Raw genomic sequence first — 23,238 nt, forward strand, 5'->3', positions numbered from 1 at the left:
GTCAGGAGCAGCTGTAGGTGACAGTTAATCCAGTAGCTTCGTCACTGGTCACACTGATTACTTTACCTACATCGGTCAAATTGAACTCCATGTCTTCAATTATTTCTTTTGAATTTTGCCCACTAACCGGGTATTCAATGATGACTAATTTATCTTCGTATTTTACAGACCAAAAATCATCCCAAGGTGTGGTCGGTGCCAATCCTCGTAGAACCAACCTTTTCTTCATTGCAGTTGCATCGGTATCACCCGTCAATTCAGGTAAGTCTTCGTTTGAGCCTACATTTACGTCATCGAACCCCCGACAACTGCCATTATGCCGGGAACGATAAGAAGAAATAGCCCCGGGCACATTCGAAGCCAGGAACGCCGTCGCCAAACCGACCTTGGCATCATCCGTAGATTGGTTTATCTCGATAGTCACATAGATTGCGATCATGGCAATAATCGCAACAACTGCAATCAATTCCACCAGGGTAAACCCCTGCTCCCTTTTCTTCAGTGTGTTTAAAGTCCTGTTCAATCGCATGCTGCCCATGGTGGATCCTCAAAAAATAATTGGCGGATAAAAGAGTGAAATAATGCTGATTACTAAGCTCGTTCAATCATCGAATCTTCAAACGTTTTTTCAAAGTTGTCTTCTGCCGGTTTGCTGTGACTATCCCGCTTGACGGTTTCCGGCTTCATGCCCCAGCTCACCGCTTTCTGGTCAGTGGATTTGCGGTAAGCCCGGGCAACCCGCAGCGGATTGATCCTGGATTCCAATGCTTCCAGGGTGGTGACGCCTTCACGGACCAACCGGATACCATCATGCCAAAGATCATCAAACTCATTCCGCCGGGCCTGATCACGCCGGATTTCATTGGACGGAACACCTTCTATGATCTGCAACTCAGCGTCCGGCTCGTTCATAAATAATTCGCACACTAAATGCCGACCGGTGTAGCCATAATTACAGTATTCACAACCTTCTTTATTAGACACCACCGGCACTAAAATTCCGGGGGTTTTCAACTCGTTAACGTGTTTATATTTGGCCCAGAGTTCTTGTGACTGAGTGATCGGCACCATGGTTGAGCAATGCTTGCAAACCCGGTTTACTAAGCGCTGGGCAGTGACCGCCATCAGATTCTCTGCCAGCAACGCATTATCTAATCCCAGATTGCGCAGGCGGTTAATAGCACCGTGGGAATCGTTGGTGTGCAGCGTGGTCAGCACCAGATGACCGGTCATACTGGCGCGCAACGCCAGCTCTGCGGTTTCTGCGTCCCGGATTTCCCCCACCATGATCACGTCCGGATCATGGCGCAGCAGCGAGCGCAGTGCTTTGGCAAACCCCATGTGCTTGGTGACCTCCAGGGAGGTAATACCGTCCAGCTGGTCTTCCACTGGATCTTCGATACTGAAAATGGCTTTTTCAGGAAAGTTATCCCGTATATCCCGCAGGATTGCTTTGAGTGTGGTGGACTTTCCGCTGCCGGTGGGGCCGGTCACGATGAGCATGCCGTTGGCGCGGTGCCCCAGGCTCCGCAACTGCTCCACATGAGCTGTACTTAAGCCCAGACTTTCCAGTTTATTAATGCCACGCTGATTATTCAGCAAACGGATGGTGATCTTGGGCTGAATTTCGGAATAGATTTTTACCGGCGCCATCTCCAAGCGCATGCTCACCTGCTTATGCGCAGCCTGAAATACCAAATACCCGCTGGTGGGCTCCAGATAGTTATTCTGCTTGCCGACCCGCTCCATCAGGTTGTTTGCCACCAGCCGAAAACGCTCACGTTCAATGGTCTGCAATCCCGGCACCCGGCACACCTGACAACGGCCATCCATTCGCAGTTTGATCACGCCACCGTGGGATTCCGGATTAATGTGAACATCACTGGCCTTTAAAGCCACAGCCTCATTCAGCAGCTCGTCTACAAAACCTTTAGCCCAGGCGCCGGATACTTCGCTGGTGCTCACGCCCTGATCCAAATTAGCCTGCACAATCAGGTCAGAATCAAAATCCGACATGGCCAGAATACCCAGGCGCTCAAAACGCAACGGATCTTTGGGATCATTCTTGCGGCGCATCAACGGTTCAATTTGACTGCGATCAAAGGGGTTGGACACATACAATACCCGATCCACGATCAACCACGGACAACGGTCGTCGCTGCTGCGCACCAGGCTGTCCCGATCGTGGATCACGCCATTGAATAAATCACGCTTAAATAAATCCGATAAACACTGGGCCAATTTAACATCATCAATGCCCGCTTCCCACAGCCGTGGCACGATGTCCCCGTGTTCCGTGGGCAACGGCAAATTACGCGCCGACTGCTCGGTGATGGCGTTGCGCCGAGTCAGGTGCGTAAGTAATTGTTCAAACTGCTGATGCAGCCTGCTTACCTGTTGTTCTGCCATTTATTTACCAGGCCACATCTATGTCGTATTTCATGCCGTTTTTCTGAAGTCGAACCCCATCGCGTATGCTCATTGACACAATACGGTATCCACCAGGCAGGGTTTGCCCCACACGACCAAAAACCTTACCGCGATCTGTATTAAAGGCTGCCCGATCGGCTTCAATCTGCAGTAACACCGGCAAGCCTTCGCTACTGCTGACCCGGGCCGAGCTAACGGAAGCGGGCTCCGCGGGGCTGGCGGGTTTGCGGGAAGAAGCGATAAACGAGCCCAGGTCACTGGCATCACCGCCGTTCTCACGGATCTGGTTGGCGTACTTTGCTATTTCTGCCCGCTGTTTTAGCAATTCCGCCTGATGCTGCAAACGCTGAACTTCTTTTGCTCGCTCAGCCTCTTCCATCAGAATTTTGGAACCTTCCATATCGGCATGAACAGAGCCCACCGCTACCAGACCGATGCTGGCAGTCGCTGCCATTACCCAACTACGTCGCTTCATATTTGTCACCTACTCACTGCCGATAATGGAAAAGCCCAGTTGCGCTTTGCCATCTTTTATTTGAATTTGATAGAGAAACGCGGGAACCGTTTTCTGAATTTCCAATGCGGCGACCAGCACCGACCCCACTTTACCCGTGATCTCGCCGTTCCATGCGGCTAAGGGACCGTCGTACATACGGTTACCTTCACCATCGTTCTTTAACACCTTTAGTTCCACGCCGTAACGCGTGGCGATCGCAGGAATGTATTGCCATTGGTTTTTGACCGGTGGTAACACTTCCAGCTGGTTCAGGCGCTCGGCCATGGTGTTGAATTCCTGGATGTTTTCCTCGATCACTTCCACCTGATCGGTTTCCAGACCCCGCACCCGCTGCACCTGATTGTCATACACTTTTTTGACTGACAGCACCGTAACCAGAACCAGCAATAACCAGTGCATCCAGGTCCAGTGAGCCCAGAACCCTTTCCGTAAAACACCGCCGTTCATAAGGTGCTTCCTTCTGATGCCGATGTGAACCGCAGAGTCCAAACCCCGCTGGGCTCGTAGCTGGTTTGCAGCCATTTGAGCTTTTCCGCCGGGTCTTCATCCGGCGTTCTGGCAAAAAAAGTAAAATCAGGCTGGGCAAACGATTGGTTATTATCCGTAGACAAGTCCGGATACAGATTCCACAACACGGCCAAACGCTCCAATTCCGCCTTGTTGTTCGGCACTTCCGTTAACCGGGTGGTCCGAAGCTCATCAACGCCGGTCTGCAGGTCTTCCAGCATTTCCGTTTTACTTTGAATTTGTTGATGGGCTGCATCGTAAATGCGCGCCAGGGCCAGGTTGCTGCCAAACGCCACGCCCACCACGGTCACTAATGCAATGGCAAGGTAAGACCAGCCCTTGCGCATCACCAGCTGGCGTTCAAAGCGTAATTCCGCTGCCAACTTGGCTTCTATTTCCGGTAACACAAGCTGGTCTGGCTCTGCTGAGATCTCCTGCGCTTCGTCCAGGGTAAAGCCCGCATCCGCAGCAAAGAACCCCGATTCATAAATACCGGAATAGGCCGCCCGCCCCAAATCGCAATGTATGTAATAGCCATCCTCGGCCGTGACCGGGACCACTTGCAAAGTGCGCTTGACGGACACCAATCCGCTTTCAATTAACACACTCCACAGACCAAATACCGGGTGTTCAGGAAAACGTTCACGGATGTCTTCTATGTCCGACTCGCGCACATGTATGGTCGGGCAGGTATTTGTAGCCACCACGGATTCCACATACTGGTGTTGCTCACTGATGGGCACCGGGCCTACCAGGTCCGCCACCAATACCACTTCACGCCCCTGAATCGTGATCGGACGCTTCATATAATCCGCTAACGACCCCACCGTTTACACTCCCTCGACGATGGTGGGTGTCACTGTCAGAACTAACTCCCGTCGCGACAGTTCGTTGTCTTCCGATTTAAAGATGGGGTTCACGAATGATTGAGTCATCTTATCTTTCCAGGGCAGATCCTGTAGATTCTTTTCAATAGATCGACGGATAAAGCCCCCCAGTTGAATCGGCTTACCGCTTTCTGTGATCACCTCAGTCGACAATTCGTTCAGGGCAATACTCGGCACCGAAAATTTCAAGCCTTCAAAGGTGTATTCTTCTTCCCCGGAAATGGAACTGATAACGGGCCATATTTCCAGCATGATGCGACCGTCATTCAAAATTCGCGGGGTGACCGCCAGGGTGACACCCACCCGCACCGAATTCAGTTTGGCGGTAGTCCGATCGTTGTTATTGTTGCCTTCCTCGGTTTCAATCTCACCGATAAACGTCAATTCTTCGCCGGTAGAAATATAAGCGTAACTGCCGTTGCGCACGGTTACGTTGGGTTGATTGAGCAACTCAACCTCGCCGTAGGTACTCAGGAACCGCAACATCATATCGGCTTTTATGCTGGAGCTTTCATAGTTAACGTTATTCTGGAAAATGCCGTTTGCATTGTTCACTACATTGCGGCTTCCGCCATCGATGCTGCTGAAATCAAAATTAAACGGATTGCCATTCAGTGACCCGTTAACGGTGGCTAACTGCTGCCAATCAATGCCGGCACCACGATCATCGTTAAGGGAGACTTCGTACGCCTGTACGTTAATATTGACCTGACGTTGACCGTTGATAATCAAATTACTGATGAACTGATCCAGAGCGTCCACCCGTTTTGCGTTGCCGCCGACATTAATCGTGCCCACAGAGCGCACGGCCTGCACATAGGATTTCATGGTCTCGGCCGAACCGGCGGTTTTTGCAGCGGATTTACTCACATTCAGAATATCTTTGGCGCCATCGACCAGGATACTCCATTCGTCATCGCTGTAATTGCTTTCAATTTTATTGTCGTTGCCGCCGCTGGTGGTGGTTTCACCCCCTTCTGAAACCGTCGTGTTTTGTGTATTAAAAGTAGAGCCCACTTTTAATTTAACCGAACGGTTAGACGCAAAAGCGGCAACGTTCCATTCACGTTGCACAAACGAGCGAACGGTCACGACGTTGTTTCGATATTCGATATCGTAACCGGTGACCGACTCCAGGTACTGCAGGTAATCTTTCATCAACATATCCTGCGCGAACACCAGAACTTCCTGATTTAGCTGAACGTTCGCGTCACCGGGAACAATATTCACGTCCACCAGGTGCTTTCGGATTGCATCAATCAGAGCGACTCGGCCGGAAAAACTTACCTTACGATTAAAGACCGCTTCTTCCGGAGTCACCTCGCGCAAATAGGTATCACTGCGCTCCACCACCAACTTAGTGGGCTTCGTTTGCAGCGGTTTGTACTTTTCATCGTCATCAAATGGGGTGACCGCACAGGAAGAAACCAATGCAGAACTTAACAAGATCGCGGTAAGCGAGTTCAACTGTATTTTCATTAGATTATCCCGGAGACTAACGCTTGCTGATGACGAGCAATGGACTTTTCACGCCCTGCGCATCTTTTAAGTCGAAGAAGTATTGGTGACGTAACCCTACCGGACCCAACAGATCCCGCAGTGCCTGATCCCGGCTCTTGGTGGATACATACTGGAACCGGCGCTGCAACACGGCCTGATCCTTAACGTCCACCATCACGCGCCAATCACCCGGCATGATTGCTGTTGCAATTTCCTCAACCGTACCGGACGCGATTTCCACTGCAACCCGATGGGTCTGGACTTCAACCGGACCCAGGTCCGTAGGCGCATCATTGACCACCGCATCCTGCCTGATCAGATTGGCTTGTTGTTGTGCATCGGCAACGATCTGCTCGGCCACTTGCCGGGCCTCTTCCACTGCGTGCCGGGCTTTTTCCAACTCCTGGCGGATTTCCTTGGCGCTAAGAGCCGGGCTACCTTGTAGAGTGTCCGTATGGTCCCGATTGGAGGCAACCTGAGGAGCAGGCGTTTCCGGCTCCAGTGGCTCCGGCTGCGCCCGCCTGAATTCATACGCCTCCGCCTCTTCTTCGTATTCATATTCTGCTGCCGCTGCCTCATCATCGTATAATTCCGCGGCGTGCGACATGTCCCCGGGATCGGCATCCGCGGAATGGACGTTATCTTCTTCCGGCGGCACGGGTGGCGCCTCCTCTTCGTATTGAGCAGAATCCTGCGCATATACAGCCACGCTGGTGAAACTCAAGCTGCCCAGCCCCCCGGCTATCGCCCCGATCAGCGTTAATTTCAACGCAAAATGTCCCTTCATTGCCTGTTTACTCCCGGCCAAAATTTTTAACTTTCAAGCAGCCCGCTCGCAGTCCGCTAGGATTACTTAAATAGACTTCACCCGCGCAAATATCGGGCAAATTTCTGCACAATTTATTGAGTATTTTTTAACTATTTTGCCGCCAAAGAAGTGGCTTGTCCGTTAACGCGGATCTCCGGCACTTCACCCATTGCCAGATTCAACGCATTTTGACGATCCACCGCGTCGTCTTCATAGAGGTAGGCGCCAACGTATATGAAATAGCTGGATTTGGCTGGTTTGGAACCACGCCACTTGTCCTGTTCGTTCGCTTCTTCAAGGCGCACCCACATCTCATCCCAGGGCTGCGGCTCGGGGAACACATAAACCAGTGAATAGTTGTAAACCGGCTGCCGGGACTGGGTGTAATTGGTTTGCTGAACAACCTGACCGTCGTAATCCCGCTGCAGGGAACCCGCTACCGCCACCTGTTCGGAGGACTGCACTGTGGCATAGGTCGCTTCGGGGTGCTCATCAATACCGGCAAGCGCAGAATCGATCACCGCCAGCGCGTCATTGGCCTGTTTACGAACTTTCTCAAGGAACGTGTCGGCTACACTGACCTGGTTCTGTGGGGAATGGCGGTCACTGCTTTCAGCTTGGCCTGCTGCGGTGGCGCTGTCGACCGCCTCCGATTCCGAACGGCGCGAATCCAACTGAGCACGCAGTTGAGCGATCTCTGACTCCAACTCATAGAAACGCTTCCAATAAGGGTCCTGATCTGCCAGTGACTTGGGCTCAAAGTACCCGGTCTGCGCATGAGACTCTTCTGCGGAATCCGAAAAGAGCGAACAGGCTGACAGTGAAACCGCTGCCCCCGTAACAACCAGAATCTGCTTCAACATGGGACTTACCTCAATCAATACATTAATCTCCTACATTCAAGACAGAGCGAGGTTAAAAAAAAGCGCATTTTATTGCGCTGTTTTTGTCTATTAAGCAAAGAAAATTACTTGGGAATCCCTTATGTCCAGTGAGTTGATTAGACGATCAGCGCTACCGGCGCTGCTGACTGCCGTTTTTGCCTTCGGTTGTATACTGGCCTTATCCTTTCAGCTGCGCAGCATTCAGCACAGTGCCAGTTACGATTCTTTACTGCAGCGGTTAAAAAGTGGCACCGACAGCGTCATCGCAGAGACCCATAGCCTGCTTTCTGCGGACGGCAATCTGGCTCGTATTCAGGCGCAACACGATCAGAATATCGCGCAATTCCAGACACTGTTGCACGGCAACCTGAAGCAGGGCTTACCCGGTCTGGTGGAGGACTTCGAACCCGTTGGCGAACAATTGAATGGCGTATTTGAAGACTACTCCCAGCTGGCGTCGTCACTCATCCAGCAACGTGGCAACCTGGACCGTTTTCACCGCAACCGAGAGCAGACATTGCAAAATGCGCAACAATTGGCCGAGCGTGGCCGCGCCCTGCTGACCGGTTTAAAACAGATAAAAGCCAATGCCACGCACCTGCAGGCGGCTTACGACAGTGCCTTAATACTGGAAAACAACCGCACCGAAATCCTCGCTGCCTTGCTCGATCGACGCGACGTTCAACCATTGCCCCTGGGCCAACTGGAACAAAATCTGGATTCCATTTCCACTGATAAAGGCGCTCCGGCCTCTGTGGCCATTCGCCGCAGCGCCGCCAATCTGCTGAAAGAAATTGAGTCCTACAGCGGAATCGAGGAAACCTTGCAGCAGTATCATGCAGCAGGCAACGCCATTAGCGATCTGCGAGGTCAACTGATCGACCTGAATACGTCCCTTAACAGCCAGTTTGATAGCGCACTCACCCAAATTTCGCCAGCACGCTGGAGTCTGTACCTGGCGTTGCTGCTGGCATTAGCTGCCCTAACTTCGAGCGCCTACCTTGGGTTTAACTGGGCACCCGAAGCCATGGCCGCCGCCAGCAAACCGGCACAGGAGCCCGACGTCAATGTCAGTGACGACACCAGCTCCCCTCACTTTGCCAAACTGGTGACCGATAAAAACAAATTAATGAACGATATCCGCCCGCTGGGTGAAGGCATTCTTTATCTGAAGGCGGACGAACACCTGGAATCCACTTCGGATCTTGCCCGCTGCCTGAATCAAAGCCGCGAAGCACTGGCACATAAAATCGAAGGATTAAAAAATAAAGTTCGTCAGTTGGAACAGGAAGCGGCACGCAAAGAGGCGCAACCGGATCCCAAAGTTGAAATCACGATTGATACCGCTCCGGTGTCCAACCTGACCTACCGGGCGCTGGCAGAGCTGGAAGGCTTGCAGCGTAAAATCAAAGCGCTGAACCAGCCGGACAATGACGTGGTCAGGTACCTGGTTCAACGCTGTAACAACATCGAGGGTTATCTGGATGAAATCCGTGTGCGGGTGAAAAAAGGTTGGCAGGAACAGATTCAGGAAGCATTGGACACGATCAGCCAACGACCGACGGTAACGGAATCAGCTCAGGTGGATACGCTGGTGGCAGAGTTGGTCAGGCACATGGATGAGTTTCAGACGCAAGCGCCCCAGACAACCCGCCGCAAGCGTTAGGCATTCCTGCGTTTTCTCTCCGGGGTACGGATATTATAACGACTCATTTTATCGATCAGTGTTCGGCGCGGAATCTGCAGTGTCTCTGCAGTACGGGTCTGATTCCAGTTATTAGCCTGTAAGTGTTGCTCAATTACCGAAACTTCATAGGCATTTACTGCACATTTCAACGAAGAGAAACGCTTCTCAACGCCCTGCGGCGTTACCCTGACGCCGCCGGATTTGCCACCCATCATTACCCGGCTGGTGATCTGACGATTAATTTCTTCCGACAAATGCTCACACAGAATGGAGCCGGAATCCTCACACAACAGGACCGCCCTTTCTATGGTGTTTTGCAGTTCACGCACATTCCCGGGAAAAGCATGCTTCATTAATAAATCCAGCGCAGCCGGTGAAACCGATGCTACGGTTTTCTGATAAAGCTTACTGTAACGGTCAATAAAGTGATCGAGCAGTATTTTCAGATCCGCCTCCCGCTCGCGCAACGGGGGCAACGTAATAGGAAACACATTAAGCCGGAAAAAAAGATCTTCCCGGAACAACCCCTGTTGAATTTTCTGTTCCAGGTTGCAATGAGTCGCGGCAACAATCCGCACATCCACTTTGACCGAGGCCAGACCGCCCAATGGACGGATTTCACCTTCCTGCAATACACGTAGCAATTTGCTCTGCAGGGTCAGCGGCATATCCCCGATTTCATCCAAAAACAAGGTGCCCTTATCGGCGATCTCGAACAATCCCTTCTTCTCTGCCACAGCCCCAGTAAAGGCCCCTTTTTTAAACCCGAACAACTCACTTTCCAGTAACTGTTCTGGTAATGCGGCGCAGTTCTGGGTCACAAAGTTGCGATGCTTACGTACACTGTTATCGTGTATCGCACGAGCAAACACTTCCTTTCCTGTTCCGGTTTCACCTTGCAGTAAAATACTGACACTGGTGTCTACGGCTTTATCCAGCAAATTGAACACCCGCTTCATCGGATCGCTCTTACCGATTATCTGATAATCATTACGACGACTATTACGTTCTTTTAGTTGCTTGTTTTCCAGTTCCAGACGACGATTGGTGTCGTCCAGCAGGTCGATCAAATGCTGGTTGGTTTCGATCAACAACGCATTGTTTATACAAACTGCAGTTTGAGACGCAAATGCAGTGATGATGGCTTCCAAAGGGCGGAAGGAAACATAGCGTCGGTTGTAGGCGTCTTTGGCATTGATCAATTCCATTACACCGATGGTCTGATTTTCGTGATCCTTGAGCGGCACCAGCACCATAGACTGAGTGCGGGCGCCGGTATACAGATCATGTTGATACAGGTATTCCAATTCAAAGCCGCTGTAACTGTATATGTTGTCAATAAAAACCACGGCCCCGGTCATCCCGCAATACATCAGTGGATCACTGACATGATCCCCGCCCAGAGTGCTAAAATCACGCTGTCGGTACCAGCTTCCGTCGCTATCCGTCGCCTCATCCTGATAGCCGGCCCATTGACTGACGCGCAACTCCAAGAAGCGCTTTGTGACATCCAGAACATAAATCCTGCCCGCTTCGCAATTTGAGAAATTACGCGCCGACAACAACACCTTGTTCAACAGGTCTGCTACATTCCGTTCTGTGGAAAGTGCGGTTGTTGTCTCTACAAACTCCTCAATAAAGCTTAAGGATTTTACCAGCTGTCCAATATCATTCATGGTCTCAATCTCTTATGAGAAGGCCTGTGGCAGGCGTTGTGAAAGTCGCTCATCTGGTTTCGCTCAGCCTGTCTAGCGGATACTGTAATCAGCGACGCAAATACAGGTCGGGACCGGCACAGCACGACCTTCAGCAACGCCCAACTGAAATGTCCACCCCAACCGTTGCTGAGCTTTCTGCATTTGGCTATCTTCACTGCCCTGCTGCGGCTCCAAAGTGAGATACAAGTCAAAATCCAAAGGATCCTGTAGTGTAAACCGGATCAACTCAACCAACTCGTGGAACAGCGTTCCGTCCGGAAGAAAGTTCTCGTGCTGCTGTGGCGACAGGCGTTCCAGGTGAAGATTGAACTTGCCGGAGCAATCCCGGATTTCGTCCCCCAGAATCAAATCGTCGCCCATTGCGCTGTTCATCAACCCCATGCGATTGCATTGATGATCCGGTACCACAAAATTACGCTCGACCCAGGGTTCTATCCGCGCCATTTTGATACCGAAATAGTATTTCACAACGGCGATAAGGCGATCGGCGCTGGACCCCAGATTCGAAATCACACCGGCGAACGGCAGCAAGCGATGCCAGCGTAATCGGCTGTTGACCTGCAACGTAGCAAGATCCAACCCCATCAACGAAAGCAACCAACGACTGTATTGATCGCGTCCGCCATCTTCATACTGGACAAAGTAGCGGTATTTATTCCAGCATCGCTGTAACAAACTTATCAGCCGGTGATTGAATAAATCCATTAAATCCCGACTGGGATGATCCGCTTCGCCATTCTGGATCACTCGCTCAGTATAATAAGCGGGTAACGGCGACGCCGGTCCGTACAATCCCATAAAGGTGACAGTGAGTTCCAGAAAATCCTGCGCCCCCCCTTCAAGCCACTCGTAGCTATCCACATCGGATGCCGGAAATGCCAGGCTCGGCATCGCACGGTAACGTATATCCAGGCGCTTTTCGTTGATCGTGTTGTGCAGCCGGGTGAAGCGGTTTAATAAATCATTGAGCTGATAGAACGAGAACCCTCTGACAGAATCCAGCTCCGATATCAGACCAGTGGGTGTGAGCCGGTTCGTGGTTTCCATTGATAAATCTCTCCGTGTTCAACACCATAAACAACCAGGTGATGAAAGCTGTTTATACTGCAGCTCAACGCAAATAGCTCATTGAGTACCGAAGCAAACAGGAACATATCCCCTTCATTTGCGAAGTGGCTCTCCTTTAACCGAATCACGGTTTTACGACCCCGTACCGGCATGCCCTGATGCAGACGGTCCTCATATTCGGAAACAACCCCATCAAACGCGTCCAAACGATGCTGGCTAGCCAATGCCTGCTGGCGATCGTAATAACTTTTGTAGTCATAGGTAGACAGTATTGCTTTCAGAGATTTTACGTCGGTCAGCGATAGATAATTAAGCGACATGTTCGAAATCAGACGCCAGTGAAAACCTTGGTCCAGCGGCGGTGCGTAGGATGGCGTCACGTGGGTGATATTTGAAAACGAAGCGTATTCCGGACTGCTGCTGGTGGCCACGCAAATATCCCCCACGCCCAGCAACGTAGGCAAGTGGCGATTAGTACAGGTCAGTTCAACAGAGACGGTTTCGGTTTGCGGGAAGACGCTATGCTCGTACTGATCCACAAACGTAATATAGCTATCCAGGCCGTAGCCATTGACCGATGGTTTTATACGTTCCCGATAAAAACGCATGTGTTTATCGACCGGTGCAGTTTCAAAATGTTCAAAGGATTCGAATTGCCGGAAGCTGTGATTGTGGTGGTCCTGGTGCCCCCATCCCTGCACGCGGTCGATGCTGAACACTTCGTATTGCGTCGGGTTGTTACCCCCCGGCAGCACCCGATACTCGGTTTTCTTATGGTCAGCGCGAATTGGAATGGCTTCGTGTTTAAATAAGTTGGTTACGGGTGTACAGAAAAGCTGAATATTATCCCGGCTGATATTAACGTGTGCATCAAAAGGCCGATCGAAGTGAAAACGCAGTTCTATCTCAGTGGCTGTAGCAACAGCCTCTTCGTGCTGCGCGCGCTTTTTAATCCCGCTCAACTTAATCAGATCGAAAAAATTAAACTTTTCCGGCAGGCTAAAATACTCCTGTACTTGTCGGTATCCATTCATCAATTGCGGGGATTCCGGCAACAAACCATGCTGATTACCAAACCCCACCGGCAACACCGCATCCGGAGACAGCGTCGATATCAGAATATCCTCCGCAGCTCTGCCTTTCGCTACGATCTCAACCCGGTTCAAGTACCGGAATAACCAAAGATAAATTAGCTGCGCCACGTGCACTTCACCGTGCAGGAAGAACTGTAACCGGTCCAGCTTAAAGTCCGCCCAACTCACATTGGCCGTGGTTTTCAGACCGACAGCTAACAAAGCGGAGGTGGGTGTTTGTTTTTGTTGTACTCGAGAAATAGCCAGCGGGTGGATTTCAACATCATAGCAAGTACGGAACACACAGGCTGTGCCGTCTACTTCCCGGGAATCGATCTCGATACCCCGCTTTATGAGTTGTCGCTCCGACAACGAAGGATAAGGATCAAAGCGAACAATTGAGGTTGCTGGAATCGGTCGAAGAAATTGCGGCCACAACAAGGCCATCAGAGAATGGGTGAGTTCCGGCAGTTCATCATCCAGTTTTTGCCGCAAACGCCCGGTCAGGAAGGCGAATCCCTCCAACAGGCGCTCGACATCCGGATCTTGTGCTTCCACTGACAAAAAAGGCGCTAAGCGTGGATTGCGTTCCGCAAATTCCTTGCCCAGTTCACGCAGGGAGGTCAGCTCATCATGGAAATACTTATTGAAAGACACGAATTACAACCTTACCGTAGCCTGACCCGTTCCGGTCAGTACGGTGTCAAAAGCGACCCGCGAACGTAACTCGCCGTAGCGCAGCGTTCCCTCTATGCCGTATTTCATGGTGAGCGGGTTGTCGGCATCAGGAATATAATACACCGACACCCCTTCCAGGCGAGGTTCGTATTGTTCCAAAAACTGCTGGATCGCAAAACGTATATGGGTCACCGCATCAGGAAACTGGGCGACGATATCATTAAAGTCCGGCATACCGAATTCCGGCAATGCTTTCACACTACCCTGGCGTACATTCAGCATATTCTGCACATTGGTGGTCACACTTTCTAAATACGCGTTCCAGTTAAAAGTGGTGCTGTATCCTGCCCGGGTTACGTTATTATCCAGACGGTCCAGAAGACTGAACTCATTGCGCATGTGGTTTGCCTATAAAAAATGGCATCCGAAAAGCCGGTCATCTTGATATGAACGGGCTCCGACTGTTCGCTGCGGACTACATGCACCGGACAGCCGGGCGACTGCTCACCCCGTTACTTAGGATTTTTCGAGTTTGCCTACCAGCGACAGCTCGAAGTCGGCTCCCATGTATTTAAAATGGGGGCGGACATTCAGATTGACACGATAAATACCGGGTTGACCTGGAACATCATCCACCGTGATCTTTGCAGCACGCAGTGGACGCCGGCTACGGGCAGCAGCCGACGGGTTTTCCTGATCAGCAATATAGGAGCTGATCCAGTTATTCAGTTCCTGCTGCAGTTCGACACGTTCTTTCCAACTGCCAATATTCTCACGCTGCAGCACCTTCAGATAATGAGCCAATCGGTTAACGATGAACATATACGGCAGCTGAGTGCTCAGACGGAAATTCAATTCTTTGGCTTTGCCGGCTTCATCGTTACCGAAGTATTTAGGCTTCTGTACTGAGTTTGCCGAGAAAAAGGCCGCGTTATCACTGCCTTTACGCATGGTTAAGGGGATGAAGCCTTCTTCGGATAATTCGTATTCACGACGATCAGAAATCAACACTTCGGTTGGCACTTTCGCTTCCAGGTCACCCATAGATTCGTACAGGTGTACCGGCAGGTCTTCTACTGCACCACCGCTCTTCGGACCGATGACATTCGGGCACCAGCGGTATTTCGCAAATGAATCCGTAAGACGGGTTCCGAAAGCAAACGCGGTATTACCCCACAGATAATCTTCGTGGCTGGCGCTAACGTTTTCACGATAGTTGAAACCCTTGGAGGGGTTTTCTTCCGGATCGTATGGCGCTCGCAACAGAAAGCGCGGCAAGGTAAGCCCAACGTACTTGGCATCTTCAGACTCGCGAAAGCTGCGCCACTTTGCAAACTGCGGGCCTTCGAATATGGAGCTCAGTTCTTTCAGGTTGGGCAAGCCATCAAACTGGTCCAGCCCGAAAAACTTCGGCCCTGCCGCGGCAATGAAGGGAGCATGGGATACCGCGGATACCGCAGCGGCGCTCTGCATGGTTTTCATGTCAACCGAGTTGGGACCGAAATCGTAATTGGCTATGATCGCGCCGACCGGTTCTCCACCGAACTGACCGTACTCTGCGGTATAGGCCAGCTTGTACAGTCCGGACTTGGTGATATCCGGAGCATCCTCAAAGTCATCATACAGATCCTGTTTGGACGCATTGATCATTTCAATTTTGATATTCTGGGTAAAGTCAGTGCGATCCACCAACATTTTCAGTCCGCGCCAGGCGGATTCCAGGTTCTTGAATTCTTTTGTGTGCAGAATGTCATCCATTTGCGCACTCAACTGAACATCCAATTCATCAATCATGCGGTCAATGACATTTTTATTGACCCGCTCTTCCTTATTTTCCGGCCTCAATAATTCTGCTATGAACGCACCCACGCCACGCTTAGCCACTTCATAGCCTTCGTCACCAGGCATCATCTTGGTTTGTGATACAATCTGGTCCAGCAACGAACCCTCGGTGACTTCCAGCGCGTTATCGCCGTTTTTCACCATGCGATCTGGATTTCTCATGACACTCTCCTACCTTAATTTTGATTAACCTTCGATTTTCAGTTCGCCCAATACCAGGTCGCGCTGCTGTTCGTCTTTCAGAATACTTTCGATCGCCTTACGGAAAGCAGGTACGTTGCCCAACGGGCCTTTCAGAGCCACCAGTGCCTCGCGCAGCTCGAGCATTTTTTTCAGCTCCGGAACTTGCTTGGCGACGTTTTCTGGAGAAAAGTCTTTCATGGATTCAAATTGCAGACTCACGCCCAATTCCGAGTCTTCTTCGTTGGAAAGGCGGTTGGGTACCGCAACATCTACACCCACCTTCTGACTTCTCAGCACGTCATCAAAGTTGTGTTTGTCTACACTGATGGGCTTGCGGTCTTCAATGACGCGCTCATCTTCGCGTTGGGTGAAATCACCTAACACCATCATTTTCAAGGGCAACTCTACGGTTTCCTGGACGCCGCCACTTTCGGAACGGTATTTAATATTGATACGCTCTTTGGGTGCTACTGTGCCTTCTTTAGACATAACGTTTCCTTTCTCTCAGAGATTCCAGATTTAATTAACTGCGGTTTAGGTAATAAGTTCAAAGGCCAATGCCAGGTCAAGACGGCACAACCGAGTGTGTAAGTGTTCCATTTTCGCCTGGGTTTGCTCATTAGCGTCGAGCGACCGGTAACAACGCAGCAGCAATTCAATGACCCGTTTGGTCATCTGCGGCTCCCACTGCTCTACTCCGCTTTCAACTAATTGGTGGTCCAGTGCTTCCAGCAACGGTAGCGCTAATTGTTTGAGACCGGCGTCGAAACACAATCGAGCCTGATTCAATCGCCACAAACTCTGCTCTCGCAACGAGGTGGATTGCGCGACGCCGTCCTGAAACAGATTGAGCGCATCCGGTATGCGTTTTTCGACCACCATTTGCTGCGCAAGCTCATAGCTTTCCAGCCAGCGTGGTGACAGATCAGCGGTGTCCACTGTCAAACTGTTACTGCCGCCAGAGTGGCTCTCAGCACGGCTTATTTGCTGTATCCACTGTCGGGTTGCACTGTCCGCATAAGGCGTATCATCAAAAAACGTTAATCCGTCGACACCGGGCAGACGATTTACAAAACCGCTGACGCCCGCCTTCACCGCATCGGCAGCCTCGTTCGCGGCTAACGCCTCCAGCGCTTCACAGGCGTAACGCTGTCCATCCAGCCAGAACGGCGCTCGCGCCAGGCTGGGTTCAATTTCAAGCACCAGTTGTTGCCAGTTCTGCTCTTGCCTGAGTGCCAGCAAACGATCCAGTTTGTCCTTGGCAACCGGGCGGATTTGAGTCTTGTTATTCACTGCTGGCGGCAATTGGCTGACCCCAAGCCAGGTTATAAACCGGTTTATTCGATAAATTTCCGGATCAAGTGCGTTTTTCGCTGAGAGGTATTGGCTAGCCAAACGCAACGGATCCTGCGCTGCCCGGTAAGCCGCCATAAGCTCGCGGTCATTGCCTACGGAACTGGCTGGAGTGGGTGCCGGCGTTTGTACAGCCTGCGGCCGCGCTGGGGGCTTAACTGCGGCGCCCTGGTCCCTGGGTTGCACATCAGGTTGCGCTTTGGACTGAGCGGACTGTTGCGCCTCCAGTGATTCGCGCATGCGACGGAAGGTCTGCCGGAATTCCGCTAGATTGGGAGCAGCGTCGTGCATCTTTTCCAATAGCAATTCATCCAGCACAACCACCGTGTCTTCCAGTTCCTTAATCGCATCCAGATCACGGGGCCGGGGGCGGTATTCCTGCAACAGAGGATGACACTTTTCTGCCAGCCACTCAAAAGCCTGAGCCCGGCCACGCACTCGCTTTTTGGGAGGAAAGGCATGATCCCAATAGGTATCGGCTACCCCATAGGCCAAGCGCAACCCCTGATTCAAGCCAGACACCAGATCGGTCTCGCATAGCGCCCGGGTAAGGTAGCAAACCACCAGGAAATCTTTCGATTGCTGCGCCAAAATGGTTTGCGCATTTTCGGAAATAAGTGTCCAACGGACCGGATGATCAATACTCAGTGCATCCAGTTTCGCGATTTCCTGCTCAATGTCCTCGAACTGACTTTCAAGGCGCACGTTTTCCCCGGCTGGGTGATCACCCGGTACCGGTTGCAACGCCAATAGTTCAATTTGTTCTGCCGACAGCAGGCTCATTACGTCTCCAGGCGGAAATAATTGTGCAGATTTATGTAAAGAGACGGAGCGCTGTTAAATAAAGCAGCCATTCTTGAGAAAAAAACTTCATTAAGTTGCTATACAGTACAAATAACGAACAGGACTATCACCAACAAGACCCTCATTGTTAGTGGACACACACCTGCAGGTAACTGAAAACATTAGCCACCGCCTTCGCGCAGCATCGAATGAAGCGAACCCTGCCGTTTTCACATCTTGAGCTACACTTAGCCTGTTAGGCAGGAGTGGGGTCTATGAGCAAACAAGAAAAATCCATCCGGTATCAGATTTTTTTCAAAAAGTCAGGTTACACCTACGATCAAACGATCACATTAGACGATCAGGAATACGAACACCCCGCACCGGAAGGCGAGTTTCCCAGTTGGTGTGAACTGGAATTCAAAAAATGCCCGAATTGCACGCTAAACAGTATCTGGCATAAATACTGTCCGCTTGCTGTCAGACTGATCCCCTTTGTTAACCTGCCCGCCATACGCTCCTATGATGAAGTCAACGCGCAAGTGGACATGGACAATAAAACCGTCAATTGCGATACCTCCGCACAGGAAGCTTTCAGCTCTCTGCTGGGGTTGGTGATGGCCACCAGCGGCTGCCCACACACGCGTTTTTTTAAACCCATGGCCTGGTACCATCAGCCTTTCTCTACGCCGGAAGAAACCCTGTATCGGGCCTGCACAACCTATTTGTTTTCCTATGCCATGCACAAACAGAACCCCGATAGGGCATTGCGCTTTGATGACCTAAAATTGATCTACAAGCATATTCATACAATTAACGTGCACGTTGCGGCGCGGATAAAAAACTACTCCGAAACAGATTCCGCCATTAACGCCATCGTGCTTCTGGACCTGATCACCAAGGACTTGCCAATTGCTGTGGATGAAGACTTCTCGGAACTGAAACAATTATTCAACACCCACAAAAGCCTATTCGAATAGTTGCCGATCTTTACCTCCTGACTGTCTAAATAAAGATATTACAAACCTTTGGAGTCCCCCCATGAAGTATCTGGCAGGCATCGGCCTGATAGCCCTTACAGGCCTGCAAGCCTGCAGCACCAATACCAAAGTAGACGACGGCTCATACCGCGCCATCGGCCACCAGGAACCACGCCAACGTCAGAATCATGCGGCAGCCTACGCCGGAGAAGCGGCCGCAGATAAGGCCGACGCCGCCTATGACCACTATGCACCGGAATCGGAATACTCGGACGACGCCTATCAGAATTCAGGAATATCTGATATGCCCGGCAAATTAAACAGCCGGTCCGAGCCTGGCAACGCTAAAACCGATGCTCGTAACCAGCATCTGTATCGTTACGGGCATCCACGCTCGGTCGAGAAAATCGTACAGACCGCGGAGATACATTGTCGTCAGTTGTCCTATCAAATTAGCACCAAAGCAGATAGTTTCTGGGGCAAGGGTAAGGGTGCATTGACCCAATGCAGTTATCAGTTTCCGCAATTTTGCGGCGCCCATCGCTTTTCTGTGGTGAGCTACGAAGAAAAGCGCATTCTGATTTTTCAACCCGAAAAACAAACCCACTACGTCATTGACACTCTTGAGGGGACTCCCAAGTCGCAACCGGGACTGTGGGACCAGGACGACCACCTGGGTTCCGCACGCAACAATGCTAATTACTTATTCAATAGTGATTACAATCAGAATTACGACGATGGCAGCATGACGTCTTTAATCAATCCGGTATCACTGGGTTGGATCATTAAAGCGTCATTAAAAGATGAGCAGGAGTACGGCAAGCTTTACCATAAAGCGGTTAAAGAAAGCACCGCTTGTTTTTGAACGCTCGATCATTACTGTGTCCGCAACGGGGCTACTGCCAGACAAAAGGGTCTTAATAGAAAGGGGACTCTTTGCGAGAGAGCCCCCTGTTCACTAGCGTATCGGTGCCCCTATTGAGCGCCAATAATTACGACTTCAATACACGCCAGTCATCTTCACCCGTTGTACCGGAGACCTCATGGGTCCAGGTGATTTTACGATAGGTCAACGAGACGTCTTCCAGATGCGTGAAGTGTGATTGACCGGGATCCTGACAGTTAGGCATGTAGGCTTTTATATCTACGATGATGGCGTCTTCCAGCTGAATAGTGAAGTAATGCTCCTGGGTGCCGGTTGAGGATGTTCTCCACCATTCGATAGTGCATTCGGTCATGCGCTCACCGGATGTCAGGGCTGCATACAGCAGCGGGGAGCTCTTATCGAATACTTTCGTTATGGTGACCGGTTGATGCACCCGTTGCCCAGTAGGCTGACCACTCTGGGGGTCACGCGGCAAAATAATGTTGTGCTTGAATGCTTCAACCAGACACTGGTCTTCATGGCCTTCCTGATAAATATTCCCCACACTCGGCTCGGTGAAGTTACCTGCAGTGATTAATCCCTGACGCTCACCGGTGATGCTCATATACGCTGGAGTTGGCATTGTCGCTTCCCTATTAAGTAAATCATGTACGTGAATGGTTGGTGTTGCTGTTGTGATTAAACCAACGCTATGTTGGCTTTAACCAATACATATCAAACAACGTGCCATATCACCTATCCTATTGTTTTATATGTTTTTTTTGGATTTTTTTCCCATCCCGATCCAGCGATCACACCGCCTGCCCTGGAATTGTGAGCAATTTGCTGCACAACCTTTTTTAAATTGTGCAGCGCACCGCCAGTCCATCGCGGATGGTTTTACCGCATTTAATTTTTCAATTCCCGCACCAGCCGAAACCCCGTCATAGGATCACCTTTGTTTTCGCCATTCCAAACCCGCTGCGGATGACATAGGCTCATATCCGTTGCCGCACTTCCACCGACGGCAGCTACACCGACCTCCATCTGCACCCACTCCTGCGCATTGCCGATCACATTCACTACGCCCAGGGAATTCTGGTATCCGATGGCAGCTGACCTGAGTGTACCGCCGCGCACCAAACGCCCTCCCGCACGCACGCGGCAATTATGATCCTGCACTCCGGAATCGTCCCTCGCGTAACGCTGCCATTCCCTCCAACGCGGCAGGCGGTATTGATAGCCGGTCATTTCCGTCAACCAGCGCGCGTAACGGTCTGCCTGTTCGACACTGATATCGACTACCGGTAGCGTACGCTGAGAGGCCTCGGCGCAGGCGTTATATAATCGGCAATACAGGTTAAAATCCGCGACGGTAATTTCGTGGCGGGTCACCGCAAATGCAGGCAACGGCGGCGCGGAGGAAATGACCACCAGCGCGGGGGCATACTCTTGAGCAGTCAATTTATCCTGACAGCGATAGCCCGGGTTGTGACCCTGATTAGCGTAAGCGGAGCGACAGGGATCAGCCGGCTTTCTCGCAACAGAAACCCTGGGTTTAGCAAACAACGCTTTTTCAAGACCCAAAACAGCAGGTGACGGGGGTTTTGAGTGAGCTTTTTGTTGCTGAATAAAAGCCTGCAGGCTTGCAGACAACAGACTGTGCATTTCCGGCTCGTCTTCACTTAGTTTTTGCAAAAACTGCTTTAGACCCGCTGTCGTATTGACGTCGTATTCTTTAATAATGTCTGCCGAGCGGGCAAGACGATCTGCTACTATCTGAAGGCCGGTAACGCGCGTCGCTGATTCGGTTTGGTTGCTGCCCTGCTCTCCTGTTACAGCCTGAGATTGCTGTTCAGTCCGGCTTAAAATCTGCCTGAAACGTTCCGCCTCGGACGGATACAGCACCAGTGCCTGCTCAATAATGGCTTGTGCACGCTTCTCTTCCCCCAGGTAATGGGCAACACCGGCATCTCTTGCCAACAGTGCTTTGATGTTATGCTGTTGAAAAAGCACGTGTTGCGGGTCTATCACCTGCAATGACTGCACCTGATCGCTGAACGCTGCTTCCCCGCTTATATAATCTGAAGCAACTATTCGCTTTTCGATAACTTCCGCCAGATTCGTTAAATAATATTGACGCTTGCTCTGATAGCGTTGATGCAAATCTTGTAAGGTTGACGAGTCCGCATAAAATGGCAACAGCAATGCAAACAGCCTATCCAGATCACGGTAGTTTTCGGCATTCTTGGATTGGTCCAGCTGTTGGATCTGAGCGCCACAAAACTGCAGCAGACTCTCTCTGGACTTATTCAGCACTACCAATTGATCTTCGGCAGTTAACTCGGGCAGCTCAGCGAATGCCGTAACAATTCTGGCAGATTGCTGCGAGCTGAGTTGATCCACCATTTGACGTATATTTTTGCTGGACAACCAGTTGAAAAACAAAACGCAGACCAATACCAATGCAAACAACCCGGCAATACCAAGCCCCAACGCCGGAGTGGAGCGTTCATCGCCGCCAAAATACAGATGTTCGAACCCGGCTGCCGAACTGTCCTCCGGTGGCTGAAACGCTAACAACCCCGTTAAGGCGCTCCATTGTTTACGGTTCAGACTTTTGATTCGAGCTGGTTTTACATTTTCTGCATCCGCTTCGGTTGCCTTTTTACGGCGGAACGGATGCCGTCCGGACAGCAACCCATACGCAATACAACCGAGCCCGTAAAGATCATCCACTGCCCGCAGATCCCCACCCTGCAACATATTTGCGCTGGCATAGGTCGGCGTCAGCGCACCCAGACTGCGGGTATCAAAATGATCGCGCCCTTCCTGTAAAGCATGGGCGATGCCAAAATCCAGCACCTTGACCTGCCCCTGTGAAGTTACAAAAATATTGGCGGGTTTCAGATCCGCGTGCACGATGCCCTGATCGTGTGCATAGACAATGGCGCGTGTCAGTTGCCGCAAAATGGCATCGGCTTTTTCCGGGGCTAACCCGTAATTATTTTTTTCGATTAGCTTATCCAGGGAAATACCCTGCAATAACTCCATCGTCATGAAAGCAATCTTGCCATCACGATCAAAATCGTAGGCGCTGATAATATTGGGGTGGGTTAGCCTTTGGGTTTTTTTCGTCTCCTGCTGCAACACAGTGAGCGCACGCTCGTGGCGGGAAAAGCTTTCGTTGATGACTTTAACGGCAATCCAGGGGTCAGAATCTCCCGCCTCCACCTGGCGCAGGTCCCGCGCCCGATACACCGTCCCCATGCCGCCCCGCCCAAGCAGTTCAACCAATTCAAAACGGTCTTTAAGGACAGTGCCCACCGTCACCCTGGCACCATCGGCAACACTGGAACCCGGCGCCGCATGAAGCACCTGGGTGGGCAATTCGGCAACCGTATTCACTTCGGTGTCTGGGTTAACAACCGAAGCGGCATTAAACGACGTGGTTTCTTCGCGATCCGACATCAGG

20 protein-coding genes are annotated in these 23,238 nt (G+C 51.2%); 3 read left to right on the forward strand and 17 right to left on the reverse strand.

Annotated features, from left to right (window positions below; all coding sequences use genetic code 11):
• Position 1 precedes the first annotated feature (1 nt).
• The 8 genes from FT643_RS02070 to FT643_RS02105 form a co-directional block, all read right to left on the reverse strand.
• Positions 2–538: a type II secretion system protein gene (locus FT643_RS02070; RefSeq protein ID WP_156869012.1), complete on the reverse strand. Its 537-nt coding sequence runs from the start codon at positions 536–538 to the stop codon at positions 2–4.
• 53 nt (positions 539–591) lie between these two features.
• The gene (locus FT643_RS02075; protein WP_156869013.1) at positions 592–2,409 is read right to left on the reverse strand and encodes a GspE/PulE family protein; all 1,818 of its coding nucleotides are present in this window, start codon (positions 2,407–2,409) and stop codon (positions 592–594) included.
• A gap of 4 nt (positions 2,410–2,413) precedes the next feature.
• Positions 2,414–2,905, reverse strand: coding sequence for a hypothetical protein (locus FT643_RS02080; protein WP_156869014.1), 492 nt, complete (start codon positions 2,903–2,905; stop codon positions 2,414–2,416).
• A 9-nt stretch (positions 2,906–2,914) separates the two neighbouring features.
• The gene (locus tag FT643_RS02085) at positions 2,915–3,394 is read right to left on the reverse strand and encodes a hypothetical protein (protein WP_156869015.1); all 480 of its coding nucleotides are present in this window, start codon (positions 3,392–3,394) and stop codon (positions 2,915–2,917) included.
• A complete protein-coding gene (locus tag FT643_RS02090; protein ID WP_156869016.1) occupies positions 3,391–4,281 on the reverse strand; it encodes a hypothetical protein in 891 nt (296 codons plus the stop codon). Before FT643_RS02090 ends, FT643_RS02085 begins: the two co-directional genes overlap by 4 nt.
• Before the next feature lie 3 nt (positions 4,282–4,284).
• Positions 4,285–5,820, reverse strand: a complete 1,536-nt coding sequence (locus FT643_RS02095; RefSeq protein WP_156869017.1) for a type II secretion system protein GspD — start codon at positions 5,818–5,820, stop codon at positions 4,285–4,287.
• 16 nt (positions 5,821–5,836) lie between these two features.
• Complete coding sequence (locus FT643_RS02100; protein ID WP_156869018.1) at positions 5,837–6,628, reverse strand: ATP synthase subunit B family protein; 792 nt, start codon at positions 6,626–6,628, stop codon at positions 5,837–5,839.
• Positions 6,629–6,759: 131 nt separating this feature from the next.
• The gene (locus FT643_RS02105; RefSeq protein WP_156869019.1) at positions 6,760–7,512 is read right to left on the reverse strand and encodes a hypothetical protein; all 753 of its coding nucleotides are present in this window, start codon (positions 7,510–7,512) and stop codon (positions 6,760–6,762) included.
• A 121-nt stretch (positions 7,513–7,633) separates the two neighbouring features.
• Between FT643_RS02105 and FT643_RS02110 the strand changes: the two genes are divergently transcribed.
• Complete coding sequence (locus FT643_RS02110) at positions 7,634–9,199, forward strand: hypothetical protein (RefSeq protein WP_156869020.1); 1,566 nt, start codon at positions 7,634–7,636, stop codon at positions 9,197–9,199.
• Here the strand turns inward: FT643_RS02110 and FT643_RS02115 are convergent.
• From FT643_RS02115 to tssA, 7 genes are all read right to left on the reverse strand, one after another.
• A complete protein-coding gene (locus tag FT643_RS02115) occupies positions 9,196–10,896 on the reverse strand; it encodes a sigma-54-dependent Fis family transcriptional regulator (protein WP_156869021.1) in 1,701 nt (566 codons plus the stop codon). The two genes, FT643_RS02110 and FT643_RS02115, sit on opposite strands and share 4 nt — an antisense overlap.
• 72 nt (positions 10,897–10,968) lie before the next feature.
• Positions 10,969–11,985: a type VI secretion system baseplate subunit TssG gene (tssG, locus tag FT643_RS02120; protein ID WP_156869022.1), complete on the reverse strand. Its 1,017-nt coding sequence runs from the start codon at positions 11,983–11,985 to the stop codon at positions 10,969–10,971.
• Positions 11,949–13,736 (reverse strand): type VI secretion system baseplate subunit TssF, encoded by a 1,788-nt coding sequence (gene tssF, locus FT643_RS02125; RefSeq protein WP_156869023.1) that lies wholly within the window; start codon positions 13,734–13,736, stop codon positions 11,949–11,951. The genes tssG and tssF overlap by 37 nt, the downstream gene beginning before the upstream one ends.
• Positions 13,737–13,739: 3 nt before the next feature.
• A complete protein-coding gene (tssE, locus tag FT643_RS02130) occupies positions 13,740–14,156 on the reverse strand; it encodes a type VI secretion system baseplate subunit TssE (protein ID WP_156869024.1) in 417 nt (138 codons plus the stop codon).
• A 117-nt stretch (positions 14,157–14,273) separates the two neighbouring features.
• Positions 14,274–15,743 carry a type VI secretion system contractile sheath large subunit gene (tssC, locus tag FT643_RS02135; RefSeq protein WP_156869407.1) on the reverse strand — a complete coding sequence of 490 codons (1,470 nt, stop codon included), beginning with the start codon at positions 15,741–15,743 and terminating at the stop codon, positions 14,274–14,276.
• A 42-nt stretch (positions 15,744–15,785) separates the two neighbouring features.
• Positions 15,786–16,271 carry a type VI secretion system contractile sheath small subunit gene (gene tssB / locus FT643_RS02140; protein ID WP_156869025.1) on the reverse strand — a complete coding sequence of 162 codons (486 nt, stop codon included), beginning with the start codon at positions 16,269–16,271 and terminating at the stop codon, positions 15,786–15,788.
• A gap of 45 nt (positions 16,272–16,316) precedes the next feature.
• On the reverse strand, positions 16,317–17,918 hold the full coding sequence (tssA, locus tag FT643_RS02145; protein WP_156869026.1) for a type VI secretion system protein TssA: 1,602 nt from the start codon (positions 17,916–17,918) through the stop codon (positions 16,317–16,319).
• Positions 17,919–18,193: 275 nt separating this feature from the next.
• On the opposite strand from tssA, the gene FT643_RS02150 reads away from it, so the two are divergent.
• Together FT643_RS02150 and FT643_RS02155 are read left to right on the forward strand one after the other, a co-directional pair.
• The gene (locus FT643_RS02150) at positions 18,194–18,898 is read left to right on the forward strand and encodes a DUF6901 family protein (protein WP_156869027.1); all 705 of its coding nucleotides are present in this window, start codon (positions 18,194–18,196) and stop codon (positions 18,896–18,898) included.
• Positions 18,899–18,959: 61 nt separating this feature from the next.
• The gene (locus tag FT643_RS02155) at positions 18,960–19,763 is read left to right on the forward strand and encodes a hypothetical protein (RefSeq protein ID WP_156869028.1); all 804 of its coding nucleotides are present in this window, start codon (positions 18,960–18,962) and stop codon (positions 19,761–19,763) included.
• 127 nt (positions 19,764–19,890) lie between these two features.
• On the opposite strand, the gene FT643_RS02160 is transcribed toward FT643_RS02155, so the two are convergent.
• Together FT643_RS02160 and FT643_RS02165 are read right to left on the reverse strand one after the other, a co-directional pair.
• Entirely contained in the window at positions 19,891–20,406 is a 516-nt protein-coding gene (locus tag FT643_RS02160) for an Hcp family type VI secretion system effector (RefSeq protein ID WP_156869029.1), read from the reverse strand.
• 266 nt (positions 20,407–20,672) lie between these two features.
• Positions 20,673–23,234, reverse strand: coding sequence for a bifunctional serine/threonine-protein kinase/formylglycine-generating enzyme family protein (locus FT643_RS02165; protein ID WP_156869030.1), 2,562 nt, complete (start codon positions 23,232–23,234; stop codon positions 20,673–20,675).
• Positions 23,235–23,238 lie beyond the last annotated feature (4 nt).

This window comes from Ketobacter sp. MCCC 1A13808 (assembly GCF_009746715.1).
GTDB lineage: Bacteria > Pseudomonadota > Gammaproteobacteria > Pseudomonadales > Ketobacteraceae > Ketobacter.